Genomic DNA, 25,471 nt, shown 5'->3' with positions numbered 1-25,471 from the left:
CCGTTCACCGCGCTCGGTGGGACCACCGCGGTTCCACTCGTTCCCACTCGACCGACCAGGCCCGAGCGCGTGCGCGGTCCACCCTGGACACCACAACGGCTCGTAGGAGCCCCAGCACGGCGCACGCGACCAGCCACGAGATCACCGCGACCACGGACGCCACGACGACCGCCGCGGCGGCGGTGGCGGGTGCGGGGACAGGGGTCTCGGTGCGGTCCACCCAGATCCGGGTCCGCTCCCCGGCGCGGGAACCCTCGGCGGCATCGACGTCGGCTTCCCGTTCGACCCCGTCGGCGCCGGTCCACCGCGCGGGTACCGCCGCGGTGCGCGTGCCTGCCCACGGAGCTGTCGACATGGGCACGTCCGCCAGCAGCGTCGCCGTGCGGGGCTCCCGCTGCACGGACTCGACCGCGGCGCGCTGCGCCCACCTCTCGTGCACAGCGGTGCCCATGGCGGCGGCGAAGGGCAGGGCGCACAGGGCGGTCACCACGAGCAGGGCGGAGATGAGCGCTTGGACGCGGTCGATCGGCCGGGTGGGCGCGACGACCGCGCTCCACCATGCCCGGAGGCGGCGTGTGGTGGTCGGGGGGAGCTTGGGGTGGGACATCACGCACCTCCTCTGTTGTTTGCACAGCCAGTGCACTCCCACCAGCAGGAGGAGGGCAGTGCCCCCGCGCCCGCCGCCGGTGGACGGTGGTCCCGTTGACCCGGCCCTTTGGTCCCTGCTCCCGGGATCGAGCCCGGGGGATGCTCGCCCCTTGGCAGACGACCCGATCCCGACCTGGGGAGGAACGGATGGACGTGCGCACCGCTTACGAGGTGCTGGAGGTGGCTGGTCGGGCACCGTCGGTGCACAACACCCAGCCGTGGCGATGGCTGGTGGGCACCAGGTCGCTGCACCTGCTGGCCGACCGAACCAGGGCAGTGCCCGCCACCGACCCGCACGAGCGCGAGCTGCTGATCAGCTGCGGGGCGGCACTGCACCACCTGCGGGTGGCGCTGGCCAGCCGGGGTATGGGCAGCTCCGTGCGGCTGCTGCCGAACGCGGAGGACCCCGACCACCTCGCGGCAATACGGCTGACCGGTGCTGCGCCCAGGCAGGTCGACGTCGGGCTGGTCGACGCGGTGGCTGGCCGCCGCAGCGATCGGCGGACCTACTCCGACTGCCTGGTACCACCGGCAGCCGTGCGCCTGCTGGTGCGGCGGGCACACGACGAGGGCGCCGTGCTGAAGCCGTTGGACCACCCGGGGGAGGTCGACGCGGTGGTCGACGCCGCGGCAACCGCCGCCGCCACGCAGGAAGCTGACCGCGCCTACGGCATGGAGATGCTGGTCTGGAGCGGCCGGGGGGCGGGCAGCGACGAAGGCGTGCTCTCCGCGGTGAGCCCACGGGCCCCGACTGGCTTCGACCGACGGTTCCCCTGGGGGGTGTTGCCGAGCAACGACGCGTCCGCACCGCGCGGGGGGCGGTTGGTGGTGCTGGCGACCTTGGACGACACGCGGTTCGCGTGGCTGCGCGCGGGGGCGGCGCTTTCAGCCGTGCTGCTCACGGCCACTTCACTGGGGCTGGCCTCGTGCACGCAGTCGCAACCGTTCGAGGTGAGCAGCAGCCGGGCTCAGCTGCGCGAGCGGCTGCTCCACGGCCGAGCCCATCCCCACCTCATCGTCAGGGTCGGCCACGCACCAGCCGGGCCGTTGCCCCCGCGCACTCCGCGCCGCCGGGTGCGCGAGGTCGCGCACCCCCTGCCGGGTGTCCCGACGGCGCGGTGAACCGCCGGGACCCAGCTCAAGGGTGCGGTGCGCGGGTGATGTCGACCGTCATCGGGTCGGGCACGACCAGGCCGGTGTCGTCGAACCGGTGGCGCAGGTCGTTGACCACGTCGACCACACCGTCCACCCGCCGCACCAGCGCGGTCACCAGCGCCACCCAACTGCGCCGCTCGACCTGCCCGCCGATGCGCACAATCCCCTCGTCCACCTGGACCTGCAGGTCCCTCGGATCGATGCCCATGGCCGAGCGGAACACCTCGCGGTCGATCTCGTCGGCGATCTCCTCGTCGGGCCGCAGGAAGACCCGCAGCACATCGGTGCGGTCCACCACGCCCACCACCCGGCCGGCGTGGTCGACGACGGGCAGGGTGTGAACCCGGTGGTCGGCCATCAACCGGGCCACGCGGACGATGTCGGTGTCCGGGGTGGTGGTGATCGCCGGGCTCGACATGAGTTCGCCCGCCGTGGTGCCCCGGGCCTTCACCCGTTCCGCCCGCCGGGCCAGCAGCGCCCATGCGCGCCCGGGGCGCAACTGGGCGCTCTCCTTGGCCAGCAGGTCGGTGGAGGTGACCACCCCCAGGACCCGCCGGTGTTCGTCGACGACGGGCAGCATGTCCACCCGGCTGGCGGCCATCAACTCCACCAGCTTGGCGAAGCCGGTGTCGGCGCGGGCCGTGGTGGGCTGGCTGGTCATGACCCTCAGGACCATGCGGTGTCGCATCGCTGCTCTCCTCTGCTGCGGTCGTGCGCGCTGCTGCGTTCGTCGCCGTGATCTCGGGCGCGGCAGTCGCGCGCTCGCAGCCCGTGGACGAAGGCCGCGACGGCGCGGGGGTCCGGACGTGGGTGCCCGCCCAGGTGCCGCCAGTCGTGCGACGGGCGGTCGGGGGCCAAGGGGGTCAGCACCGCCGACCAGCCGCCGTCGGGGAACCAGTGCAGGACGAGCTCCTCGTCCGATCGCGGATCGGGGTGCAGGTGGAGCCTGCCCAGCACCGATCCCCGCACCTCGACCTCCACGGTGTGCACGGACGCGCCTGTTCGGTCGAGGGCATCGGCCACGTCGTCGAGGTAGCACGCCACGGCGCTGAGGGCGCGGGGGTCGCTGACTCCGGCCGGCTCGCCCGCCCGCGGTGTGACCGTGCTCCTGCGGGCGATGGTGATGTGCGTGCGGGCCGCCGGCGAGCGGGTGGTGGTCGTCATCGGTTCCGTTTCCTCTCAGGGTTTGGCGGGCGCAAGGTGCCGACCGGAGGCCGCTATGACCGTGCTGTGCCACCGCTGACGCTCCACAACTGGCCTAGGCCGGCCTGCCCGGATCTGGTTTCACCCGGGCAGCGCACGCAGCAGTGGGTCCTGCACCGCCAGCGGGACCAAGCGCACACGGGCGTCGACCGCGACGGTCGAACCGGGGCGGACGATCACCGGGTTGATGTCGAGTTCGCGCACCGCGGGAACGAGTTCGGCGAGGTAGGCGATCCGGCGCACCACCTCGGCGAGCGCGATCGGGTCGTCCGACCCCGCCACCAGGTCGGCCACGTCGGCCTCGGTCAGCGGGCACAGCCGCACGCGGTGCCCGGGCGCGGACCCGGCGCTGTTCCCCCCTGGTCCGCACACGACCAGTGGCCCGAAGCGGGGGTCTCCACGCACACCGACCAGCCACTCGCCGCCCTCGGCGACCATGGGTTGCACGAACACCCCGGTGAGCCGATCGCCGAACGTCCCGACCAGCGACGCCACCGGTCCGATGCCGTCGGTGACACCGAGGTGCACCCCGCCCGCGGCGGACTTGTGCAGAAGACCGCCGGTGACCGCCTTGACCGCGACCGGTCCGTGCTCGGCCACGGCGCGGGCGATCTCGGCGACCGCGTCGGCAGGGGCGACCGTGCGCCCCGCGGCGGTGGGCACACCCAGCGAGGCCAGCAGTTCCAGGCTCTGCTGGGGGTCGACCCACCCGTCGTCCCCGGTCGTGGTCCGGTCGTACGCGGCCAAGACCGCGGCGTCATCGAGACCGGTGACGCGGGCGGGGACCACCGGTCGCGCCAGCCAGGCGCACCTGGCCACGGCGTGGGCCAGCGCCCGCGCGGCGGGGTCGACATCGGCGTAGACCGGCACTCGCAGCTCGCCGTGCGCCTCAGCGGTCACCGCCGTCCGGGACCCGGGCCGCACGACCAGGATCGGCACGCCGAGGCGGTGGGCCTGGCGGGCGGCCTGCCCGGTGCCGTCGGCGGGGTCGCCCAGCGCCGTGGGGACGGTGGCGGTGATCACCGCGTCGACAACGGGGTCGGCGGCCACCAGGCCCACGGCCGCGGCGAACACGTCGCCGTCGACGACAGCGGTGGTGTCGACGGGGCCGCTGACGACGGCCCCGGTCGTCAGCAGCTCGGCCAAGCGGGCCCGGGTGTCGGCGGTCAGCGCTGCGCACCCCAGCCCGGCGCGGGTGCAGGCGTCGGCGGCGAGGACCCCGATCCCGCCCGCATTCGTCACGACCGCCACCCGGGGACCGGCGGGCAGGGGCTGCGTGCCGAACAGCACCAGGACCTCGACCGCTTCGGCGATGCCGTCGACGGTGGTGGCGCCGACACGGCGGTGCAGCGCGGCGAGCGCGACCGGCGGGCTGGTCAGACCCGCGGTGTGCGACGTGGCCGCGCGCTGCCCGACCTCGGAACTCCCGGCGCGGACGACGACCAGCGGCTTGCGCCGGGACAAGGCGGCGCCCAGCCGGGCGAAGCGGCGGGGATTGCCGTGAGACTCCAGGTAGGCGACCACAGCGCCGGTGCCCGCATCACCGATGCACCACTGGAGCAGGTCGTTCGCGCTGACGTCGACCTCGTCCCCGAGGGAGACCAGGGTGGACACCCCGAGGCCGATCCGGTCGAGGTCGTGGGCCAAGGCGATGGCCACGCCCCCGGACTGGGCGAGCACACCCACGGACCCGGCACCGGGCACGCGGTCGAGGAAGGTGGCGTCGAGCGCGGCGGAGCGGGCGTTGTTGACGACACCGACGCAGTTCGGCCCCACGACGCGCACGTCGTGCTCGCGCGCCGCCCGACGCAGGGAGCTCACCGCCCCCGGTAGCGCCGACACCCCGGAACTGATGACGACCACCGCCCGCACCCCGCGCTCGGCGCAGTCCCGCACGACCCGCACCACGTCGGCGGCCGGGACGCACACCACCGCGAGGTCCGGGGTGAACGGCAGGGTGGTGACCGAGGGGTGGCTGGGGACACCGAGCACCTGGCGGGCGTGCGGGTTGACCACCGCCAGCGCGCCGGTGAAGCCGCCGTGCAGCAGGTTGCGCAGGACCGCGTGCCCGACGGAGCGGGGATGCCTGCCCGCGCCGACGACCACGACAGACCGAGGGTGCAGCAGTGGGCGCAGCGACAGCAGGTCCGCGATGCGGTCGCGGGTGTCGACCGCCGCCGGGTACCGGGTGGCGGGGGCGAGCGGGATCGTCACGTGCAGGACCTCCTCGTCGCGCTCGCAGCGCAGCGGCAACCCCAGGTCGCCCAGTGCTCGCAGCATCCGGGGGTTGGCCGCGAGCACGTCGGCGGTCAGCGCACCGATCCCGCGCTCGCGGGCCTTGGCGACCAGCCACTCCAGCAGCAGGGTGCCGATCCCGTGGGCCTGCTCGTCGCGGGCGACGACGACGGCCAGCTCCGCGCTCGTCCCCTCCGCTGCGGTGGCGAGGCTGGCCACGCCGAGCAACCTGCCGCCGTGGAAGGCGCCGAAAGCGGGCCGGTCCTCGCCGCCGTTGGTGGTGATGCTGTCGACGTACTTGCCCGCACCTGCCCGGCAGAGCGTGAAGAAGCGCAGGTACCGGTCCTCGGGGCGCAGGTCCGCGTACAGCCCGCGCACGGCGGGCGCGTCACCCGCACCCAGTTCCCGCACCTCGACGGTGGTGCCGTCGGCGGCCAGCGCCCACACCGCCGTGGGCGGTTCCGGTTGCGCGGTGTCCACGTCGGTCACCCGGTTCCCCCGGTGTTGGGTCGGGCCTGGGGGACGACCGCGACGGGGCAGGCGGCGTGGTGGAGCACGGCGTGGGTGGTGGACCCGAGCAACAACCCCGCGAGCCTGCTCCGCCCGTGGGAGCCGACCACGAGCAACCCGGCGCGCTCGGACCGGTCGCGCAGCACCTCTGCGGGCACCCCCCGCGCGGGGTCGACGACCACGGTGGTGTCGGGGTACTTGTCCCGCCACGGCGCGACGGCGCGCTCGGCGAGGTTGCGGGCGTACTCGGCCAGCGGCGCCCACTCGAAGGTCGGCGCCCCGTCCAGGTGCAGCCCGTCGGGCGGGAAGTCACCCCAGGCGTGGGTGGCGGTGACGCTCCCGCCGGTGGCAGCGGCGTGGGCGAAGGCCAGTGCCAGCACGGGGTCGTCGGTGCCGCTTCCGTCGAGGCCGGCGACCACCCCCGGGTCCTCGGCGCGGGTGCCGCGCACCACCACGACGGGGGTGGTGGAGTGGGTGGCGAGCCCGACGGCGACCGACCCGAGCACCAGACCGGCGAGCCCACCGCGTCCTCGGGTGCCGAGCACGACCAGTGCCGCGTCCTGCCCTGCGGCGCGCAGGCGGGGCACGACCTCGCCTTCCAGCACCGAGGTGGTGACCGGCAGGTCGGGGTGGTCCTCGGCGACGACGGCCGCCGCAGCCGACAGCGCGCGCCTGGCCTCTCGGCGCATGCCCGCCCGCAGCTGGTGGGCGACCACCAGGCCTTCGGGGTAGGCGGTGACCGGCCACGGGTGGACGCTGACCAGTCGCAGCGCGCGGCCGGTGCGGGCGGCCTCGGCCGCAGCCCAGCGCACGGCTCGCGTCGACGGCGGCGAGCCGTCGACCGCGGCGATCACCGTTTCGGGGGTGGCTGGCATCGCGTCTCCTCACGCTGGGGCGGCCGGGCACCTCCCATGCCACCGCTCGGGGTGTGCTGTGCGGAAGCGCCTCCGGACCCGTGCCGGCGGGACCTTGGACCGCCTGCGGCGCGCGCGTAGGGCCCTGCCACCGGCGCACCGACGGCGCAACCCTGGGCACCATGTCGACGACCCCCGCGATCGAGATCGCAGGTCTGGCCAAGTCCTACGGCCGCAGGCGCGCCCTGTCCGAGGTGGACCTCCGGGTGCGTCCGGGTGAGGTGTTCGCGCTGCTGGGCCCCAACGGTGCGGGCAAGACGACGACGCTGCGAGTGCTGGTCGACCTGGTCCGGCCCAGCGCTGGGCGGGCATGGCTGCTCGGCATGGACGCGCACCTGGACTCGGTGGCCATCCGCGAGCGATTGGGGTACCTGCCTTCTGGCTTCGCGGTGTACCCGGAGATGACCGGGCGGCGGGTCCTCGAGCTGTGCGCCGAGCTGCGTGACCACCACGACCTGGGCACGGCCCACGACCTGGCCCGCAGGCTGGAGCTGGACCTGGACCGGCCCTGGGGCGAACTGTCGCGCGGCAACCGGCAGAAGCTGGGGCTGGCGCAGGCGTTCCTGCACGACCCCGACGTGGTGTTGCTCGACGAACCGTCCGCCGGTTTCGACCCCCTCGCCCAGCGGGTGCTGCACGACTGGCTGCGCGCCTACGCCGCGCGCGGAGGAGCTGTGCTGCTGTCGTCGCACGCGCTGTCTGAGGTCGAGCGCACCGCCGACCGCGTCGGGGTGCTGCTCGATGGGCGGCTGGAGATGTGCGGCACCGTCGCCGACCTGACCGGGGCAGCGCTGCGAGAGGTGCAGTTCACCTTCGCCACCCCCGTGCCCACCGCGGTGTTCGCCAACCTGCCCGGCGTGCGCGAGGCGGTCGGGGCGGGCACCTCGGTGCGGTGCCGGTTCACCGGCCCCGTCGGCGCTCTGCTGCGCGTGGCCGCGGACCACGACCCCGTAACGGTCACTGGCGGGGAGCCCGACCTGGGGGACGCCTTCGTCGACTACGTGGAGGGACACCGCAACCGTGCGCGCTGAGACAACGAGGACCTGGGTGCTGCTGCGGCTGTTCCTGCGGCGCTCCCGCAGCAGTACGCTCGCCTGGACAACGGGCCTGTTCGCGCTCACCGCGCTGCAGCTGTCGGCCTACCCGGCGGTGCACTCGGTGGCAGCCGACCTGGTGCGGTTGCTCGACGACTACCCACCGGCGTTGCGCTCCGTGTTCGACCTGGACACCGACTTCGCCACCGGCGCCGGGTACCTGCGCGCGGAGCTGTTCAGCCTGACAGCCCCGCTGATGCTGATCGGGTTGGCCATCTCCCAGGCCTCGGCCGCCACGGCGGTTGACGAGCGCGCGGGTCACCTGGAGTTCCTGCTGGTCAACCCCGTCCCCCGCGCGTCGCTGCTGGCTGCCAGGGGGGCCGCGGTGCTGATCGACGTGGCGGTCGCGGCCATCGTGCTGGCCACCACCGTGCTGGTGGGGTGCGTGATGACCGGCCTGGACGTCGGCGCGGCCGGGGTGCTCGCGGCCGTCTCGACCACCACCCTCATCGCGGTGCTGTTCGCCGCGGTCGCCTTCGCCGTCGGTGCCGCCACGGCCCGGCGCGGCGCGGCCACGGCGGCGGCAACGGGACTGGCGCTGCTCACCTACCTGGTGAACGCCCTGGGCGACCGGGTCGGTTGGCTGCACCCCTGGCGGGTGCTCTCGCCGTTCGCCGCGGCGCCGGGGAGGGCCCTCACCGAAGGCCTGCCCGTGTTGCCCTGCCTGCTCGTCGCCGCGGTGGCGGCGTTGGCCGGGACGGCGGCTGTCACCGCCTTCGGGCGCCGCGACCTCGGTGTGTAGACGCGCTCGCGGTGGCCGCCACGTCGAGCGGGTCCAGCACGTCGGCGAAACCACCTCGATGGGTACGAGGAACGGCCGCTCAGCCGTCGTCGTCCTCTTCCGACCCACTGGCCGACTGCACGTACCGGGTGTCCGACCACGCGGCGCGGGCACCGGAATCCCCGATGCGCACCACCTGCACGGCGGACACCGTGGCCGAGGCGACCACCAGGACAGCGGCCAGCAGTGCGGGCCAGCGCGGCAGACGGTCGCGGCGACGGTCGAGCAGCAGCACGGCCAACAGGGTGGCGAACAGGGCAGCCACGAACACCAGCAACTGGTCCCCCAGGTGGGCGTGGGCCCGGATCAGGTCGCTGCCCGCGATGTTGTGCTCCAACTCCTCGCCGCTGCTGGTGGCCAGCGGGATCGACACCAGGGCCATCCCGGTGAGCACCAGCACGGCCCAGCCGTACCGGCGGCGGGCGGCGGGCCAGCAGGCCACCACGATGCCGGTCACCACGGCCAGCGGGACGAGCACGACGACCGCGTGCACGACCAGCGGGTGCAGCGGCAAGCCGAAGACCTGCAACATCCCAACCTCCCCGGGATTCGGTGTGCCCGTGATCCTGGCCCCCGGATCTGGGAGGTTCCTGGGAGCGGTGACCTGCCACCGGGTCCACAATGGCGGCGTGGAGTCCCCCGCTGTCCTGGTCGTCGAGGACGACCGCGCCTTGGCGAGCATGCTCGAACGGCTGCTGGTCGAGGAGGGGTACGCCGTCGACCTCGCCCACGACGGGCACCGCGGGCTGCACCTGGGGCTGACCCGCCGGTACGCGGTGCTCGTGCTGGACCGGGGGTTGCCCGCCGTGGACGGGCTGGACCTGCTGGCCAGGCTGCGCTCGCGCGGGGTCGCCACCCCGGTGCTGGTGCTCTCGGCACTGGGCAACCCGGCCGACCGCGTCGCGGGTCTGGACGCAGGCGCCGAGGACTACCTGGGCAAGCCGTTCGACGTCGACGAGCTGCTGGCGAGGCTGCGCGCGCTGCGCAGGCGCCACGCCGAGCTCGCCAGGGTCCTGGCGGTGCCCGGTGGTCGCCTGGACCTCGACACCCGGTCGGTCGAGCTCACCGGCGAGCGCCGCCAGCAGCGGCTCTCCGAGCGCGAGTGCGCGCTGCTGGCGGCGCTCGCCGCGCGCCCGACGATGGTGTTCACCAGGACCGAACTGCTGCGGCAGGTGTTCACCGAGGCCGAGAGCACCGCCGTGGTCGACTCCTACGTGCACTACCTGCGCCGCAAGCTCGGGCGCGGCGTGGTGGACACCGTGCACGGCCGGGGCTACCAGCTGGGCAGGCCGTGAGCGCGCCCACGACCGCCGAGGCCGCGCTGCTGCGCAGGGTGGCGCGCCGGGTGGGGGCGCAGACCGCGGCGGTGGTCGCGGTGGCCGTGGCGCTCTTCGCGGGCGTCGCCGTGCTGAGCGTGCTCGACTCGCAGCACGCCGCTCAGGACGACAGCCTGGCCGCGGCCACGGCCGACCCCGACGACGTCTCCGCCCCACCGGCGGGGATCTGGTTGACCACCGTCACCGGCACCCGCACGACGAGCACCCCGCGCACACCCCCCGGCCTACCGCTGCGAGCCGACATCGACGCCACCGCCGCCGACGGGACCACCCGGACCACCGACACCCGAGCGGGCGGGGTGGAGTACCGGGTGCGCACCGCGACCCGCGGCAGCACCGTCGTGCAGGCGGCCCTCGACCTGACCACCGCCCACGCCGAGCGCGAGCGGCTGCTGCGAGCGCTGGCCATCGCAGGCGCGGCGGGCTTGGTCGCGGCGACGGCGGTGGGGGTGTGGAGCGGCAGGCGCGCGGCGGCACCGCTGGCCGAGGCGCTGGCCGTGCAGCACCGCTTCCTCGCGGACGCAGGCCACGAGCTGCGCACCCCGGTCACCCTGATCAGCACGCGCGCCCAACTGCTCCGCCGCGCCGTGGACCGACCCCGCGCCGCCCTGCACGCCGACGTGGACGCCCTGGTGGCGGACGCCGCGGCGCTGGCCGCCGTCCTCGACGACCTGCTGCTCGCCGCCGACCCCCGCCAGGACGACGACCGGGTGCCGGTCGACCTCGGGACGGTCGCCGACCGGGCGATCGCCCGGCTGGCCGCTGCCCACCCCGGCCTGAGCGCCACCCGCGACGACGGCGTCCCGGCGACCGCGGTGGAGGCGGTGGTGCACGGCCGCGAACAGGCCCTCGACCGGGCTGTCACCGCCCTGCTCGACAACGCCGCCCGCCACGCCCACAGCCGGGTGGTGGTGTCGGTGGGCCGCGACGGCGACCACGTCGAGGTGACCGTCACCGACGACGGCGCCGGCATCCCGGACTCCGCGCTCCCCCACGTCTTCGACCGCTTCTCCAGCACCGGCAGCCCGGTGGGGGAGCAACGGCGCTACGGCCTGGGGCTGGCCATCGTCGCCGACATCGCCGCCCGCCACGGGGGCTCGGTGCGCGCCCGCACCTCCCGCTCCGGCGCCCTGATCACCCTGCGCCTGCCGACCGGTCGGCCCCGTCGCGCGAGCAGGGGACGCACAGGACGGAGGTAGGGGCGGGGACGGGCGCAAGGCCACTGCCACGGCGCGGCGCGCGGCGCGCAGCGTGGTGGCCATGGAGAAGATCCTCGTCACCTACGCCAGCAAGATGGGCTCCACGAAGGAGATCGCCGGCGTCGTCGGGCGGGTCCTGCGGGAGAGCGGGCTCGACCTCGACGTGCGCGACGTGCGCCACGTCGGCCTGATCGACGACTACGACGCGGTGGTACTTGGCACCGCGGTCTACGCGGGCCGGTGGCGGCCGGAGGCGCGGCAGTTCGTACGCGCTCACCGGGCCGAGCTGATAGCGAGACCGGTGTTCCTCTTCGAGAGCGGGTGGGTGGGTCCAGCCCCCCGTGACCGGCGACCCACCGCGGGTGGGCGCAGGCACGCCGCGACCGTCGGCGCGAGCGCACCGCGGGTCTTCGGCGGCAGGCTGGACCCGGCGCTGGCCACGGGGTTCGCCGACCGGCTGCTGGCCGCGCGGATGCCCGGTGACGCCCGCGACTGGGACAACGTCGAGACGTGGGCGGTCGGGGTCGCCGCCGCCGTGCGCCGCCACCGGGGTACTCAGGTCCGCGGCGGGCAGTGACTTCGGTCCCTGTGCCGGTGCCCGCCGGTGCGGTTCAGTCGGGTGCGTTGACGAGACCGGACGAGGGCAGGTGCGCCATGGCAGCTACCGCGACGGCACGACGCGGCCGCCCGGACCACCTCGGTGACCGCCCGGACGAAGCCGTCCTGCTGCTCGCGGCCAAGGCCGGGGACACCACGGCGGAGGCGCTGTTGCTGGCCAGGCTCCAGCCGGTCGTGCGGCGCTTCTGCGCGCGCAGGCTGGGCGCTGCGGCGAGCCGGTGGGCCGATTGCGACGACATCACCCAGGAGGTGCTGGCGGCCGTCCACAAACAGCTGCCCCGGTTCTCCCGGTCCGTGGACCTGCTGCTGCCGCTGGCGTACACGATCGCCGGGAACAAGATCAGCGACCACTACCGCCGATTGGGCCGTGAACCGGAGGTGCCTGCTGTCGACCTGCCCGACGCCCCGGATGAGAGCGGAGACCCAGCCGCGGTGGTGTGCGCGCGGGAGACGCGCCGAGAGCTGGGTCAGCTGCTGGGAAGCCTCTCCCCCGCGCAGGGGGCGATCGTGAGGATGAGGCTGGTGGAGGGCATGTCCGCCCGGGACACGGGAAACGCCCTGGGCCGCAGCCCCGAGGCGGTGCGGGTCGCCCAGCACCGCGCACTGGCACTGCTGCGCGAGCAGTTGGTCGTGGCGGACGGGGTCCTCGTCCTCCCCTGCCTGCGGTAGGCAACTGCCCTCGCCGGGCGCGTGGCGGAGCGCGCCGCACTCGCGGACACAACCAGCAAAGCCGTTACCCCCGGTGCCCGCGGCGCGGGGTGGGGCGCCGGGCACCCGCGAGCCCCAAGGCGGCCAAACCCAGCCCGTAGGCGAAGCACAGCGGCTGCAGCCAATACCACTCGGCGATGACAACGGTCTCGACGACGACCCAACCGACCAGCACCACCCCCGCCACCGCCACCGCGCGCGACGCCCACGGGGAGGATCGCCACGCGAGCACCGCCGCCGCGGCCATCGGGACCGCGACGACGACGAACAACGCTGCCCCCGCCAAGGGAAGGCTCTGGCGGGGAAGTCGGGAATCGATCTCCGGCCCGAAGCTGAGACCGCCCCCGACCAGGCCCGCGGCCCCGGCGAGGGCCCACATCGCCATTAAGGCGGTGGCGGTCACGGCGAGGGTCCGCCACCGGCCCGGCTCGGTCACCGGGCACCCCCTCGAGGATGGCGCCGCAGGTGAGGCACGTGTGGGTGCCACCGGTACACGGGGTGGTCGTCCCACGCGCCGCGCAGCCGGTCCTCGACTGCCACCACCCCAGGCACCCGGGCCACCCGAGTGCGGACCTCTTCGGCCTGCCCGTCCCAGTCGAGCCTGCCGACCAGCCACACCGTGCCGTGCTCGACCAGGATCCGCACCATCGTGGTGTCCACGCCCTCGATGCGCGGCAGCACGTCCCGCTCGACCTCGGCCTTGATGTCCTCGTCGCGGCGCTGCGGGACGCCGCGGGGGTGGGGTAGCGCCAACGTCGTGGCCACTGTGCTCACTCTCCTCATCCGGTTGTCGCCTCCCACGCTGATCCGCGCGCACAGGCCCGCACAGGGCCCGACGGGTGCCGTGAGCGGGCCGGAAGACGCGCCCGGGTGGGCCCTAATCCCTGCCCCGCACCTGTCTGCGCCCACGGTGGTCCGGTGTGGACAGATCAAGCAGAGCAGGTGTACGCGCCCGCCCGGATGCCGGGACGCCCGGCGCCGCCCGGCGATGGCGGCCAAACGCCCGGTCAGTCGTCCCAGGCCAGGCTCGGGGCGGGGACCGGCGTGAGGTGCACGGCGCCGACCCCGGCCACGGTCCGGCACAGGGCGACCACCAGCCTGCGCTCGGCGTCATCGGCGAAGTCCCCGGTCACGCCGACTTGGCCGTGGTCCACCACCAGCGACCACGCGCGCCTGCTGCCCGCGTAGTCGTCGAGCAGGGCGCGCACCTTCGCCGCGATGACGTCGTCGGGCCGCACCAGCGTGCGCAGCAGGTCGCGGCGGGCGACAACGCCGACGAGCAGTCCGCGCTCGACCACCGGCAGGCACCGGGTGCCGCTCGTCAGCATCGTCCCGGCCACCACCGCCGCTTCTACGTCCGGCCCCACCACCTCGACGGGGCGGACCATGACATCACCGACCACCTCCCGGTCGACCGGGGACCCGACCCGCACCTGCCCCCCGACGACGTCCCCGACCAGCGGGTCGGCGACGTCGTCGGGGTCGACCACGCACCGCAGCAGCTCCGACTCCCCCACCACGCCGATCACCCGCCCGTCCTCGTCGACGACGGGGAGCCCCGCGTACCCGTGCTCGGTCACCAGGGTGACCGCCTCCCGCAGCGGTGTGTCCGGTCGGACGGTCACCACCGGCCGCGTCATGACATCCCGTACGCGCATGGCGCCTCCTAGGTCTTGCTCTCCTCGCCCGATCGCATGCCCACACGGAGAAGTGCGCCGGCACCGGAAGTCCCCACCGGGCAAGGACGTTGCGTCCTCCGCTCCCTGAGGGCGTCCGGTCGGGACGGAGGTCCCGCGCGGACAGTGCGGGTCGGCAATCCCCTTGCGGCGACAGTCCCTGTCCGGTTTTCGGCGCCACCCGGAGCATCGGGGCGTGAGCACCCGGCACGCGCCCCAGGACACGACCGAAGACCCCCAGGAGCCCCTGGCCCGGCTGCTGCGCGACCTGCGAGCCCAGCCCGGGGGGCTGACCTCGCGGGAGGCGGCGCGGCGGTTGCAGGCGCACGGGCCCAACGCGCTGGTCGCCCGCCGCCGCTCGAACTGGCTGCGGCGGCTGCTGGGCCAGTTCACCCACCCGCTCGCCCTGCTGCTGTGGGCGGCCGCGGCGCTCGCGCTGGGATCAGGGTCCACGGCGCTGGGCATCGCGGTGGTGGCGGTGGTGTTCCTCAACGCCGGGCTGGCGTTCGCCCAGGAGCAGCGGGCCGAGCGCGCGGTGCGCACCCTGGCCGGGTACCTGCCACCGATGGCCTCGGTACTGCGCGACGGAGCGCGGACGTCGGTGCCCGCGCGCGACCTGGTGCCGGGCGACGTGCTGCTGGTCGACGAGGGTGACCGGATCTCCGCCGACGCCCGGTTGCTGTCGGGCACGGTGGAGGTGGACCTGTCGACCCTCAACGGCGAGTCGGTGCCGGTGACCCGCACCGCGGGCGACGACGCGGTCGAGGGCGACGTGCTCGACGCCCGCGACCTGGTGTTCAGCGGGACGACCTGCACCGCGGGGTCGGCCAGCGCGCTGGTGCACGCGACCGGGATGCGCACCGAGATCGGCCGCATCGCCGCGCTCACCGAGCACGTCGGGCACGACCGCTCCCCGCTGGAGCGGCAGGTGACCAGAGTGGCGTGGTTGATCGCGGCGGTCGCGGTGGGGGCGGGGGCGGCGTTCCTGCCCATCGGCACCCTGCTCGCGGGGCTGCCCTTGGGGGACGCGGTGCAGTTCGCCATCGGGCTGCTGGTGGCCAACGTCCCCGAGGGGCTGCTGCCGACGATCACCCTCGCCCTGGCGGTGGGGGTCCGGGTGCTGGCCAGGGGCGGAGCCGTGGTCAAGCAGCTGTCAGCGGTGGAGACGCTGGGGTCGACCACGGTGATCTGCACCGACAAGACCGGCACGCTGACCCAGAACCGCATGCGGGTCACCGAGGTGTGGACCCCCGCGGGGGCGGTCGACCCGTTCGGACCGCGCGTCGAGCCCGGGACCGCGGCCGACCTGGCGTTCACCCTGGCCGCGTGCACCACCGCCGAACTCGACGGGGACCACACCGCGGGCGATCCCACCGAGGTGGCCCTACTGCGCGCCGCCGCGGCGCTCGGCGCCGACACCACGACCGCGAGCCGGGACCGATCACGGCTGCGGTCGTTCGCCTTCGACCCCGACCTGCGCCGCATGTCCACCGTGGATGACTGTGGCGCACGTCGGGTCGTCAACGTCAAGGGCGCCCCGGAGGAGGTGCTGACCCTGGTCAACGGCATCGTGGACGCGGACGGGGTGCAGCGGCCGATCACCGCGCGGGACCGCGGTTGGCTGGCCGAGGTGGTCGGAGAGCGCGCGCACAAGGGGCTGAGGCTGCTGGCCGTGGCGCGGCGGGTGCTGCCCGCGGGAGCACCGCTGCCCGAAGAGCGGGCCGACGCCGAACGAGACCTGACCCTGCTGGGGCTGGTCGCGCTCGTCGACCCGCCTCGACCGGAGGTCGCTGACGCGGTGCGCCGGTGCCGCACCGCGGGCATCAGAATGGTCGTGGTCACCGGCGACCACGGGCTGACCGCGCTGCGGGTGGCCGAGCAGGTGGGGATCGCCGACCCGGACACCCCGGTGGTCACCGGCGGGGAACTGGCCCGCATGGGGGAGCCCGAACTGGAGCGGCTGCTCTCCGGCACCCGGGCGGTCGTCTTCGCCCGCAGCTCGCCGGAGGTCAAGCTGCGCGTCGCCGACGCCCTGCGCGCCCTGGGCGGCGTGGTGGCCATGACCGGCGACGGGGTCAACGACGCGCCCGCGCTGCGCCGGGCCGACATCGGCGTGGCGATGGGCCGCAGCGGCACCGACGTGGCCAGGGAGGCCGCTACCGTCGTGCTCACCGACGACAACTTCGCCACCATCGTCACCGCCGTCGAGGCCGGGCGGCGGGTCTACGACAACGTGCGCAAGTTCATCGTCTACATCTTCGCTCACGCCACCCCCGAGGTCGCGCCGTTCCTGCTGTTCGCCCTCAGCGGCGGTGCGGTCCCGCTGCCGCTGACGGTGCTGCAGATCCTGGCCGTCGACCTGGGGACCGAGACCCTGCCCGCGCTGGCCCTGGGTCGCGAGCCCGCCGAGCCGGGGCTGATGGACCGCCCCCCGCGACGCCGGGGCGACAACGTCATCGACGCGCCGATGCTGGCCAGGGCGTGGGGCCTGCTCGGCGGGCTGTCGGCCGTGCTGGTCCTAGGCGGGTACTTCCTGGTGCTGCTCGACGGCGGGTGGACCCCGGGCGCGCCCACCGGGGCGGGCACGCCGCTGCACCACCTGTGGCAGCAGGCCACCACAATGAGCTTCTTGGGCATTGTGGCCTGCCAGATCGGCACCGCCTTCGCCGCCAGGACCGACCGGGCACCGCTGCGCGCAGTAGGACTCACCAGCAATCGACTGCTGCTGTTGGGCGTGGCCTTCGAGGTTGCCTTCAGCGCGGCGTTGGTGGCCGTACCCGCATTGGCCGGGTTGTTCGGCACGGCCACACCACCCGCGCGGTTGCTGCCAGTGCTGCTGGCGTTCCCCGTGCTGGTGTGGGGCGCCGACGAGGTGCTGCGCGCATGGCTGCGCGGTCGGGAGCGCCGCCGGACTCAGGCTGGTCCGGGCGAGGCGAGCAGGTCGGTGAAGGAACGGCGGGGGCTTCGCTCAGGCACCACGCCCGGGTACCCGACCCGCAGCAACACCTGCGGGTAGCCGTCGAGCCCCAAACCCTCGACCAGGTCTCTGCGCACCTCGGGCAGGTGCAGCGGCTGGGTCACCACCGATGCGGCCAACCCCAGCGCGGTCGCGGTCAACCAGACCCGCTCCATCGCCATCCCTGCGTGCAGGTGATCGCTACGCCCGTCCCCGACGGTGCTGACCACCAGCACCACCTCGTCGGCCAACCGCTCCGACAGCACCCGCTCGTCGGGCACGGCGGTGCGCCGCCGGACCAACCCCGCCCACGGCAAGGCGGCCGACGCCCCCGGCTCGACAACCCCGTCGTCACCACCACGGGCACCCCACGCGGCCAACTCGCGCTGGTAGGCCGAATCCGCCCGGTGGACGAGCGCAGCGTGGTGGAAGGAGCGCGCAACCTGATCGCACTCGTGCAGGCGCACGACCGACACCCGAACCCCAGCCAGGGCTGTCGGCGCGGTGAGCCGGTGCACCACCGCCTCAGCAACCGTCCCGACACCGAACGGCGCGCGGTGGCTGGCACGGTCGCGGATAGCACGGTACAGAGCCAACTCCGCCTCATCCGGGCTCAACGCCACCCCCGCCACCACCCGGGCCACCTCAGCAGGATGGGCCGGATCCGGGAACTGCACCACGCGCTCGGACCACCCCAGCCGCCGCACGGCCAAGCGCAAGTTCGCCACCGCCGCACCACAGGAGATCAACCGGTCCCGCCCCACCGGGTCGTGGCGCGGAAGCCTGACGTCCACCCGTTCGAGCACCGACGCGTCACGCCCGCGCAACCACAACCGCCACGGCTGGGTGTTGTGCACCGACGGCGCCCGCGTCACCGCCGCCGCGAGTACTGCCCGCTCCGACGCGTTCCACTCCGCCACCACGTCCTCCGGTCCCACGAGCCCACCGCCGCATCACGGCGCACCCGCGCACCACAGGCGGGCAACCTAATCGCACACCCGGACAAGCCCGCTGCCCAGCGCCACCGGTCCCGGCCTCTACAGGACCTTGGTGAGTTCCGGCGCCCCCTACCGCACGCCTCCCGAGGACCGACGCGGTGAGGGTGGAGAGCCTAGGGCTCAACGAGCGGACGACGGTCGACGGGTGGGCGCGGGGAACGTCGCCCACCCGGAGAACCGGGTGCCGTGGAACTCCAACGTCTGCTTCCAGTTAGCCGACGGGCGGGGGTCACGTTCGCGGAGGTGCGCACGCGGCCGACCTACTTCGACGAGACCTTGAACTCGCCCGAAGCCAGGGTTCCGGTATTCAACGAGTATAGCGGCGTGCTGCGCTGATCGGCGCTTAGCGGGGCAGCGGGGAGGCAGGCCGCTGGCACCGCACCTGAGCCTACTCGCCGTCGCTGCGCTCCACCGGGTTTTCGCCCGACAGCTCTGGTGCACCACCAACGATTCGGATTCCTGCGGCCGAGCAAAGTCGGCTGGTATCGCCGGTCCCCTCCCCGCCAGCCCCCGCAGCCGGGCCCCGGCGCCTGGCCCGGCTCAACGAGATCGCGGATTTTCACCCGCAACTCCTCCAGGCACCTTCCGGGCAGCCCGGTCAGCTCGATGGACTGTTCACCTGCCCCCGATATGCGGGGTGAGCACCCCGGGGCGCCACCCCAGGCACCTACAGTCAAATGTCGACCTCAGCGGCCCACCGGGCAAGCGGGGAGGACCAGAGCGCGGTCCGCTCCTACAGGTGGATCACGCCCTCGCGCTGCTGGTCGACCTGCACGCGGTGGGCGCGGGACGCGACCTCCGACAACTCATCCGGCAAGAACCACATGCCCTGCGCGTCCTCGGACATCTCCTCGCCGCTGCCGCCCCGAGCCACCCGCTGCGCCGTGATCAGCCCTCACTACGACACCGCCGCCGATCACACCACCATCTGATCGGGCAACCGGGGCACGCCGGGCTGGTAAAGCTCGGTGCCGGAGCGCGAGTCAGGGCGTCAGAGGCGTGCACAGGAGCCGCGCAGCTCGCAGAAGAGGGCACCGCCGACGTCGTAGGTCGGCTTGACGCACTGGCCTAGGCGAACTCAGCGACACCCGGGACGTGGAAGCTGGCGCAACCACCCCCCGCCCCACCTGAGGGGGCACGGGCACAACCCACACCACCCGGCGCGACCACAGTCCTCAGCGCGTCGACCAAAGTCTCGCAGCCCCCGGGCACGACGACGACTCGACGACGCGGGCAACGGCCACCACGACCCGGCCGAGCCGATCGACCAGGCAGCGCGGCAGCACCCGGGCCGAATTCGCCGTCCCCCGAACGGGTGATCCTTCCCGGGCCCGTCGTACCTGCAGAGCCCCGCCCCGGGTCGTTTGTGGACCTTTCACATTGTCCACTCCACACCTCGGCAACATCCACCATTCCCGCAAACCCCAGGTCACAGCCACAGGCGAGAACCGCAGGAATGGTCATCGCGGGCCGTATCGCAACCGAAAAATCAATAGAGCCCCTTTAACATGCCAATCCGCGAGAGGTTCAGCGGCGCGTGGCAGCAGCCCACTTGTACTCTTGCTTGACCCGTTTTCGCAGGTCATCTAGCCTGAAGGAGCACCGAAGAGAGTCTCAGCACAATCGCGAGATAAATTGCATCGCGACATGAACAGACAGTGTCAACGCAACCGTGAACAACGCTGGCAACTAAATCAGGAACCCAGGAAGGAACACTATGAGCATCATCTACGTCTACCTCGACCACTCCAACATCTGGATCGGCGGCAACAGTCTCCACCGGCAGCGCCTGGGCATCACCACCACGCCCGACCAGCAGTCCCAGGTCTCGTGGGCCTGCGACTTCGCCAGGCTCTACGAACTGCTGTGTCCGCCCGATCAGCACATCGGCAGATCTGTGCTGGTCACCTCCACCAAGCCAGGCGCGGCCACGACCTGGCGCTACGCCGCCGAGCAGGCCGGGTTCGACGTGCGCATCCAGCCCCGGATTGGACCGGTGGAGAAGCAGGTCGACCAAGAGCTAGGCATGCTCATGGTCGACGACGCCATCGACCACCTGACCCCCAACGACACAGTCGTCCTGGCCAGCGGCGACAGCGACTTCCTCCCCGCCATCGAAAGGGTTCGCCGCCGAGTCCCCGGGGTCACCATCCGAATCGTATCCTGGTCCCACTCCCTCAGCGCCGAACTAGGAGCTACTGCCGACGAGGTGCTCCTCCTCGACCACCACCTCGACCACCTCACTCACCACCGCGCCGCCTGACCCCCGGGGCCGGGGTCAGGGGCACCCAACCCCGGCCCCGGCTCCAAACCACGTCCACCCCATCGCAAAGCCACCGGTTCACGAACGAAGTCACTGGCCAGCACGCCCACCACCGAGCGCAGGTCACTGGACGACGCCTACTGCGACAGTCATGGGTAGCGTTCCAAGGTGGCGGAGGTCGTCGTCGGTCGGCGGCTTGGCCGAGTACCCCCACGAAATGGTCACGTCCACGGCGTTGCGCCCGCGGTGTGCAATCAGCAAGTGGATGGCGATGTTGACACTGCGTCCTCGGATGCGTCCGGCGAGTCCGGCGGACGTCGTCGGCGAGTGGTGGTCGTGGTCCAGCGGTCGTGACCATGTTTAGGTGGTCGTCGTAGAGGGTGTAGGGAGAGAACTGCTTATTCAGGCGCGGATCTCGTCGTCAACAGCCCACTCGGCTGAACCATGTCGACCAACCCGCCACCATTCCTTCCGAACCCCGTTTTCATCAAGCAGTCGCCCATTCGGCACGTCGCGCGACACCCCAGCGCGACAGACTACGATTCTAGTCCGGTCACAGTGGTCGCCAATCACAGCTGCGCAATTTCTCGCGAGTACGCATCATCTGGTCACGATCGGTCCGCAGAGCCGTGCGCCGCTGCGTACGACGCGACTTCCTGGTTGTCGCCGCTACCGGCAACCGAGTGCGACTTTTAGATGAACCCGACCGCGAGGACACATACAGGCGGTTACCCCAGCAAGAAGCTATCCCGAAGTGATACCGATCAGCTCAACACAGAGTATCCTACCAGGCCAGCAAGTGTTCTCCCCGCGCGAGCGGGGCTGTTCCGGCCGCGGACATGATCGAGGTCGCCCGCACCTTGTTCTCCCCGCGCGAGCGGGGCTGTTCCCCGAACCCGTCATCGACGACGCCCCCCCCCCCGATGTTCTCCCCGTGCGAGCCAGACTGTTCCTACGGGCTGCAAGTACAAAGATTGCCCGTTTAGCGAAGGAAGAGCGGTGGCGTGAGATGGCATGGCCGGGTTCAGCGGCCGTAGCGGCGGCGTTGCTGGCGCGGCTCCACCCGGTGCTGGTATTGGCGGCTTCGGGAGGTGTTTCACTGTCGGAGAGTGGGCGGCGGATCAGGGTGAGGTCTTCGTGATCGATGGGGTCCACTCGTGGGCGTGGATGGCAAAGTTGAGTCCTTGTTCGTTGTCCGCGTGGTGGACCATGATGGCTCGTCCGGTCTTGGCCATCTCGACGACTCGGGTCCATATGAGGGTGCGGACGCGGGAGCTGAAGCGGCCGACGAAGACGCCCGGTGAGATCTCGAGCAGCCAGCGGGTCAGGTGCCCGCGTAGCCCGACGGGGCAGGCGGAGATGACGATGACGGTCATTCGGGGTCCTGGTCGTAGGCGACACCGCCGGGGACGTCGCGGCCGTTGTAGTCCCAGAGCATGACCACGTCGGGGTCCTCGAACGCCTCCGGGCCGTATTCGACGACCGGTTCCTGGTCGTCAGCGAGGAGGGACCTGATGTCGTGGACGCAGGTCTCGAGGAACTTGCCGTCCTTCATGCGGTCGCGGATGGCTCGGCGGGTTTCGGAGGGGATGTCGCCCACTCGCCGGGCGGCGATGTCGAACGCCGCGAGAATGGTGATCTCGGACTCGGGCGTGTCGAGCAGGTGGTTCTCCCCGCGTGAGCGGGGCTGGTCCGGTGGCGGCCCCGGTGACGTTGAGGGTGCCGCCGTTCTCCCCGCGTGAGCGGGGCTGGTCCCGCGTCGCCGCGGTAGGAGTCGGCGGAGATATCGTTCTCCCCGCGTGAGCGGGGCTGGTCCGGACTCCGAGGTCGGGTTGTCGCCACTGTGGGTGTTCTCCCCGTGTGAGCGGGGCTGGTCCCGGGTTCGCCGTGTCCATCGAGACCGAGGACGAGTTCTCCCCGTGTGAGCGGGGCTGGTCCCTGGGGGTCGGTGGCGCCGTGGGCGTCCCCGCCGGTTCTCCCCGCGTGAGCGGGGCTGGTCCGTCGGCGGACGCCAACGTCGTGTCGCTGGCCGAGGTTCTCCCCGCCTGAGCGGGGCTGGTCCCGCCTGCTGCTGCACCAACGAGGTCTACATCAAGTTCTCCCCGCGTGAGCGGGGCTGGTCCACAGCGGCAGTTGCCCGACCTCGACACCAGCACCGTTCTCCCCACGTGAGCGGGGCTGGTCCTCACCAGCACCACCTAGGACGAGGAGGGCCGGGGTCCTCCCCGCGTGAGCTGGGCTGGTCCCTACGTCGACTTGGACGGCGACGCGGTCGAACTGTTCTCACCGCATGAGGGAGGCTGGTCCCCCGAGGAAGAGCCCGCACTAGCCGGGCCGGAGGTTCTCCCCCGGGTGAGCGGGGCTGGTCCCGACTGGACCGGCTCATGGGTTTATCCCCGCGCACCAGCCGTTATGCCACGCTTCCGCCGCGGTGGCAATGGCACCTGTACCGACATGATCAACGGTCGTTGCATCAGCGGGGCGAGATTCGGAGAACGTCCCTGCCCGCCATCGGCGCGCCCCGGATCGGTGTGCTTCGTGGGGAAGTCGGCCCGGGGGCACGCTCCAGACCGCCCGAAACGGCCCGTGACCTGCGCAAACCAGGTCACGGGCCGTTCGCGGTGTGTCCGGCTGTATCCGACGATTTCCTGCCAGTACCGGCTAGCTGTTCCCGTTGAGTTCCCGTGGGGACTACCAGCCCCACAGGGTGTCGATGCGTCCCAGGGCGGCGTCCTCCAGGTCGGTGACCACGTGGGCGTAGATGTCGAGCAGGACCTTGATCGAGTGCCCGGCCCATGCCGCGACCTGCGGCGCGGGCACTCCGGCGGCGAGCCAGATGGACAGGCAGCTGTGCCGTAGGTCGTAGGGACGACGGACCACCGGTGAGGCGTACTCCCGCTCGGTCAGGGCGGCCCGCCGGGCCTTATCCGAGAGGCTGGCTTTGCACCCGCACAGCCGCCACAAACTCTTTACTCGCGTCGGAGGCGACAGAGCGCGGGTCGATCCTGCAAGCCGCCGTGGCACGCTCCATCCTGGCGTGGCCACCCATCCACAAGAGATTCGTTCTCGACCTGCTGTAGCGCGAGTGCTTACAGACCGCTCAGTCGAGTTGCAGCTGACTGTCTTCCGCGCTCGACAACTGACGCAGCCGAGATCTCAACTGCTCGCGGTCGACGACTTCACGAGCACCTGCAGCAATCAAGCGCTGGTTCCCGGGAATCGCCACTTTCGGGTTGCGGAGGACGACCAAGGGGCGTTCAGCACGGAGAGCGAGATCCCCCGCCTTGGCGGTGCCGCCGGTCTCACCCGCCTCGACGACAACCACCAGATCGCTCAGCCCCACGACGACGTGGTTGCGCGCCATGGCAGCACCAGCGGTCCAGCGTTGCGCGGGCGGGAACTGCGATATGACCAGGAGGCGATCCGCCGCCCCCGCGTAAAGCTCCCGGTTTGACTCCTTGACCTTGGCGTTGTCGATGCCCTCCGGTAGGACGGCGATGGTCGACCCCCCGGCCTCCAGGGCCGCCACGTGCGAGGCAGCGTCCACGCCACGCGCGTTGCCCGATACCACCGTGATCTTGAGACGCGCCGCTTCCTCCGCGCAGGCACGAGCCGCGCGCACGCCGTCGGCGCTCACTTCCCGCGACCCGCACACACCCACCGCCGCCGTGTGCAGCAGCTCCACCGCACCTCGGTAGAACAAGACGGGCGGCGCCCCGGGAAACCGCCGCAACCTGTCGGGGAAGCGCGGGTCGTCGCACAGCAACGCGCCGATGCCGTTTGCGGCTAGCCGGTCGGCCGTCTCCGCGGCCCGTTCGCGATCTGCATCCGGCAATCGCTCGATCATCTCAAGCAGGGAAGACCGCCCCGAGGACAGCAGCCTGCGCACTGCGGCACGCGGTCCGCCAGCGGCTTGCGCGCACAGCAGGGCGAACGCCAGTTCTTCAACAGCCAGGAGGTCCTTTGCCACTGATGCACAACCAAAGTAGAAGGGGCGGGTCAGGTGAGCATCACCCTAGAGCACCGTAAACGCATCTTCCCCTGCGGCGGCAAGTCGTGGAAGACTGACATTCGAGGTGCTGTCGAGTTAAGGGGACTACTTGACCGATCTGCGAGGCACACCGCGCTACCGGCCAGACTCCCGGGCGAACAGGTTGGAGGCCTGGTCCGTCGAGCGGCTAGGGCCGTGCACGGTGCTGCGGTTCCGCAGTTCGCCGGAGGCGGCCGAGCACATCGTCGGCGCTCTGCCGCGTGCTGCGGCGATCCGGCCCAACCACGACGAACCTGAGTGGCCGCAGCGAATCCGGATGGACTTCACGCCCCCAGACGAGTTGTTCGACTTCCTGGCACTGCTCGAACACAAGGTCCTCCTCATCAAGGTGCACCGCAAGAGCATCCTCGCCGGAGCCGTGGCCTTGGACTGGTACCAGCGTCCTGACGCCACTGGGAAGCTGGGGTTCTCGTCAACCGCCACACGGGTTCGCCTGCTCAAGGGGTACACCCCCAGCACGCCCACCCAGCGGGAAGCCGCCCGTCGAGAACTGTGCGAGCACATGTCCGAGGTCGTGACCAAGCACCTGTGGCTCGCCACAGCCACCCGGATCCTCCCGACCCCGGGCCACAGCGCCACCACACCAAGCTCGGGCGCGCGTTTGGGCCGCGATTTGGCCACCGCTCTCAAAATTCCGATCACCGAGGTGAGCGCTCGTTCCGCGGAGCGCAAACAGGCCAAGAACATGCATCCGTGGGAACGCACGTCCCTAATCAGAGAGTTCGACGTGGCCGAAGACCTGACCGGTCAAACAGTTCTCGTGGTCGACGACATCTACCACTCCGGCGCCACGATGGCAGGAGTCGCCTTCGCGGCTCAGCGCGCAGGCGCAGAAAATGTTCTGGGCCTCGTAGCCGCCCGGGTGCTGCGATCGTGACCGTTAGCCCTTAAGAATCATTGGGGGCATTCCACTCTGAGGATCAGACCCTGTGCTGACCTTAGTAGCGGCCGTTGATGTGCCACTTCGGGGTGGCACTCTCAGCACGGCCGCTCCCGGACGATGAAGCGGTTGCGGCCGAAGACTCGATCGCGGAGCAGACCATCGCGGCGCCAGTGTGCGGGCTCAGCACTGCGTGGAGTTCCGCAGGGCCCCCTGTCGGGCGCTACCGGCCCCTCACCCGGTGT

General features: G+C 72.3%; 25 protein-coding genes. 11 read left to right on the top strand and 14 right to left on the bottom strand.

The window, feature by feature from the left end; all coding sequences use genetic code 11:
- Window positions 1–4: 4 nt before the first annotated feature.
- Window positions 5–607: an Rv1733c family protein gene (locus tag BJP25_RS06495; protein WP_075973836.1), complete on the bottom strand. Its 603-nt coding sequence runs from the start codon at window positions 605–607 to the stop codon at window positions 5–7.
- A gap of 188 nt (window positions 608–795) precedes the next feature.
- On the opposite strand from BJP25_RS06495, the gene BJP25_RS06490 reads away from it, so the two are divergent.
- On the top strand, window positions 796–1,770 hold the full coding sequence (locus tag BJP25_RS06490; protein WP_075973835.1) for an Acg family FMN-binding oxidoreductase: 975 nt from the start codon (window positions 796–798) through the stop codon (window positions 1,768–1,770).
- A 16-nt stretch (window positions 1,771–1,786) separates the two neighbouring features.
- On the opposite strand, the gene BJP25_RS06485 is transcribed toward BJP25_RS06490, so the two are convergent.
- From BJP25_RS06485 to BJP25_RS06470, 4 genes are all read right to left on the bottom strand, one after another.
- The gene (locus BJP25_RS06485) at window positions 1,787–2,491 is read right to left on the bottom strand and encodes a CBS domain-containing protein (protein WP_075973834.1); all 705 of its coding nucleotides are present in this window, start codon (window positions 2,489–2,491) and stop codon (window positions 1,787–1,789) included.
- Window positions 2,470–2,967 carry a DUF6292 family protein gene (locus BJP25_RS06480; protein ID WP_075973833.1) on the bottom strand — a complete coding sequence of 166 codons (498 nt, stop codon included), beginning with the start codon at window positions 2,965–2,967 and terminating at the stop codon, window positions 2,470–2,472. Before BJP25_RS06480 ends, BJP25_RS06485 begins: the two co-directional genes overlap by 22 nt.
- A gap of 120 nt (window positions 2,968–3,087) precedes the next feature.
- A complete protein-coding gene (locus BJP25_RS06475) occupies window positions 3,088–5,730 on the bottom strand; it encodes a bifunctional acetate--CoA ligase family protein/GNAT family N-acetyltransferase (RefSeq protein ID WP_158075606.1) in 2,643 nt (880 codons plus the stop codon).
- Window positions 5,727–6,626, bottom strand: coding sequence for a universal stress protein (locus tag BJP25_RS06470; protein WP_075973832.1), 900 nt, complete (start codon window positions 6,624–6,626; stop codon window positions 5,727–5,729). Before BJP25_RS06470 ends, BJP25_RS06475 begins: the two co-directional genes overlap by 4 nt.
- A gap of 161 nt (window positions 6,627–6,787) precedes the next feature.
- On the opposite strand from BJP25_RS06470, the gene BJP25_RS06465 reads away from it, so the two are divergent.
- Both BJP25_RS06465 and BJP25_RS06460 read left to right on the top strand, forming a co-directional pair.
- Complete coding sequence (locus BJP25_RS06465; RefSeq protein WP_075973831.1) at window positions 6,788–7,696, top strand: ABC transporter ATP-binding protein; 909 nt, start codon at window positions 6,788–6,790, stop codon at window positions 7,694–7,696.
- A complete protein-coding gene (locus tag BJP25_RS06460; protein ID WP_158075605.1) occupies window positions 7,686–8,501 on the top strand; it encodes an ABC transporter permease subunit in 816 nt (271 codons plus the stop codon). Before BJP25_RS06465 ends, BJP25_RS06460 begins: the two co-directional genes overlap by 11 nt.
- Window positions 8,502–8,580: 79 nt before the next feature.
- On the opposite strand, the gene BJP25_RS06455 is transcribed toward BJP25_RS06460, so the two are convergent.
- Window positions 8,581–9,072: a DUF2231 domain-containing protein gene (locus tag BJP25_RS06455; protein WP_075973829.1), complete on the bottom strand. Its 492-nt coding sequence runs from the start codon at window positions 9,070–9,072 to the stop codon at window positions 8,581–8,583.
- Window positions 9,073–9,169: 97 nt separating this feature from the next.
- Between BJP25_RS06455 and BJP25_RS06450 the strand changes: the two genes are divergently transcribed.
- The 4 genes from BJP25_RS06450 to BJP25_RS06435 all read left to right on the top strand — a co-directional run bounded on the left by BJP25_RS06450 (window position 9,170) and on the right by BJP25_RS06435 (window position 12,363).
- Window positions 9,170–9,835 (top strand): response regulator transcription factor, encoded by a 666-nt coding sequence (locus BJP25_RS06450; protein ID WP_075973828.1) that lies wholly within the window; start codon window positions 9,170–9,172, stop codon window positions 9,833–9,835.
- On the top strand, window positions 9,832–11,076 hold the full coding sequence (locus tag BJP25_RS06445) for a sensor histidine kinase (protein WP_084793718.1): 1,245 nt from the start codon (window positions 9,832–9,834) through the stop codon (window positions 11,074–11,076). The genes BJP25_RS06450 and BJP25_RS06445 overlap by 4 nt, the downstream gene beginning before the upstream one ends.
- Window positions 11,077–11,137: 61 nt before the next feature.
- Window positions 11,138–11,653 (top strand): flavodoxin domain-containing protein, encoded by a 516-nt coding sequence (locus BJP25_RS06440; RefSeq protein WP_075973827.1) that lies wholly within the window; start codon window positions 11,138–11,140, stop codon window positions 11,651–11,653.
- A gap of 77 nt (window positions 11,654–11,730) precedes the next feature.
- Window positions 11,731–12,363, top strand: coding sequence for a sigma-70 family RNA polymerase sigma factor (locus tag BJP25_RS06435; RefSeq protein ID WP_084793717.1), 633 nt, complete (start codon window positions 11,731–11,733; stop codon window positions 12,361–12,363).
- 64 nt (window positions 12,364–12,427) lie between these two features.
- Here the strand turns inward: BJP25_RS06435 and BJP25_RS06430 are convergent, their stop codons facing one another.
- The 3 genes from BJP25_RS06430 to BJP25_RS06420 all read right to left on the bottom strand — a co-directional run bounded on the left by BJP25_RS06430 (window position 12,428) and on the right by BJP25_RS06420 (window position 14,060).
- Complete coding sequence (locus tag BJP25_RS06430; protein WP_075973826.1) at window positions 12,428–12,838, bottom strand: hypothetical protein; 411 nt, start codon at window positions 12,836–12,838, stop codon at window positions 12,428–12,430.
- Window positions 12,835–13,176: a BON domain-containing protein gene (locus BJP25_RS06425; RefSeq protein WP_143218900.1), complete on the bottom strand. Its 342-nt coding sequence runs from the start codon at window positions 13,174–13,176 to the stop codon at window positions 12,835–12,837. Before BJP25_RS06425 ends, BJP25_RS06430 begins: the two co-directional genes overlap by 4 nt.
- A gap of 233 nt (window positions 13,177–13,409) precedes the next feature.
- Window positions 13,410–14,060, bottom strand: coding sequence for a CBS domain-containing protein (locus BJP25_RS06420; protein ID WP_075973824.1), 651 nt, complete (start codon window positions 14,058–14,060; stop codon window positions 13,410–13,412).
- A gap of 214 nt (window positions 14,061–14,274) precedes the next feature.
- On the opposite strand from BJP25_RS06420, the gene BJP25_RS06415 reads away from it, so the two are divergent.
- Window positions 14,275–17,094, top strand: coding sequence for a cation-translocating P-type ATPase (locus BJP25_RS06415; protein ID WP_084793716.1), 2,820 nt, complete (start codon window positions 14,275–14,277; stop codon window positions 17,092–17,094).
- Here the strand turns inward: BJP25_RS06415 and BJP25_RS06410 are convergent.
- Window positions 16,992–17,891, bottom strand: coding sequence for an Acg family FMN-binding oxidoreductase (locus BJP25_RS06410; RefSeq protein WP_408607112.1), 900 nt, complete (start codon window positions 17,889–17,891; stop codon window positions 16,992–16,994). The genes BJP25_RS06415 and BJP25_RS06410 overlap by 103 nt on opposite strands.
- Window positions 17,892–19,749: 1,858 nt before the next feature.
- On the opposite strand from BJP25_RS06410, the gene BJP25_RS06405 reads away from it, so the two are divergent.
- Window positions 19,750–20,295: an NYN domain-containing protein gene (locus tag BJP25_RS06405; protein ID WP_075973823.1), complete on the top strand. Its 546-nt coding sequence runs from the start codon at window positions 19,750–19,752 to the stop codon at window positions 20,293–20,295.
- A gap of 1,121 nt (window positions 20,296–21,416) precedes the next feature.
- Here BJP25_RS06405 and cas2e read toward each other — a convergent pair.
- Complete coding sequence (gene cas2e / locus BJP25_RS35255; protein ID WP_075973822.1) at window positions 21,417–21,671, bottom strand: type I-E CRISPR-associated endoribonuclease Cas2e; 255 nt, start codon at window positions 21,669–21,671, stop codon at window positions 21,417–21,419.
- Window positions 21,668–21,850, bottom strand: coding sequence for a hypothetical protein (locus tag BJP25_RS33100; protein WP_143218899.1), 183 nt, complete (start codon window positions 21,848–21,850; stop codon window positions 21,668–21,670). The genes cas2e and BJP25_RS33100 overlap by 4 nt, the downstream gene beginning before the upstream one ends.
- Window positions 21,851–22,182: 332 nt before the next feature.
- On the opposite strand from BJP25_RS33100, the gene BJP25_RS36520 reads away from it, so the two are divergent.
- The gene (locus BJP25_RS36520) at window positions 22,183–22,344 is read left to right on the top strand and encodes a hypothetical protein (protein ID WP_408607103.1); all 162 of its coding nucleotides are present in this window, start codon (window positions 22,183–22,185) and stop codon (window positions 22,342–22,344) included.
- Between the two features lie 642 nt (window positions 22,345–22,986).
- On the opposite strand, the gene BJP25_RS33095 is transcribed toward BJP25_RS36520, so the two are convergent.
- Both BJP25_RS33095 and BJP25_RS06395 read right to left on the bottom strand, forming a co-directional pair.
- Window positions 22,987–23,175, bottom strand: a complete 189-nt coding sequence (locus tag BJP25_RS33095; RefSeq protein ID WP_143218898.1) for a site-specific integrase — start codon at window positions 23,173–23,175, stop codon at window positions 22,987–22,989.
- Between the two features lie 220 nt (window positions 23,176–23,395).
- Window positions 23,396–24,265, bottom strand: coding sequence for a DNA-processing protein DprA (locus BJP25_RS06395; RefSeq protein WP_143218897.1), 870 nt, complete (start codon window positions 24,263–24,265; stop codon window positions 23,396–23,398).
- 223 nt (window positions 24,266–24,488) lie between these two features.
- On the opposite strand from BJP25_RS06395, the gene BJP25_RS06390 reads away from it, so the two are divergent.
- Window positions 24,489–25,223, top strand: a complete 735-nt coding sequence (locus BJP25_RS06390; RefSeq protein WP_075973820.1) for a phosphoribosyltransferase — start codon at window positions 24,489–24,491, stop codon at window positions 25,221–25,223.
- Window positions 25,224–25,471: the final 248 nt, after the last annotated feature.

The sequence above is a fragment of the Actinokineospora bangkokensis genome (assembly GCF_001940455.1).
Lineage (GTDB): Bacteria > Actinomycetota > Actinomycetes > Mycobacteriales > Pseudonocardiaceae > Actinokineospora > Actinokineospora bangkokensis.
Note: the sequence above shows the minus strand (reverse complement) of the source record. Positions and strands in the feature narration are given on the sequence as shown.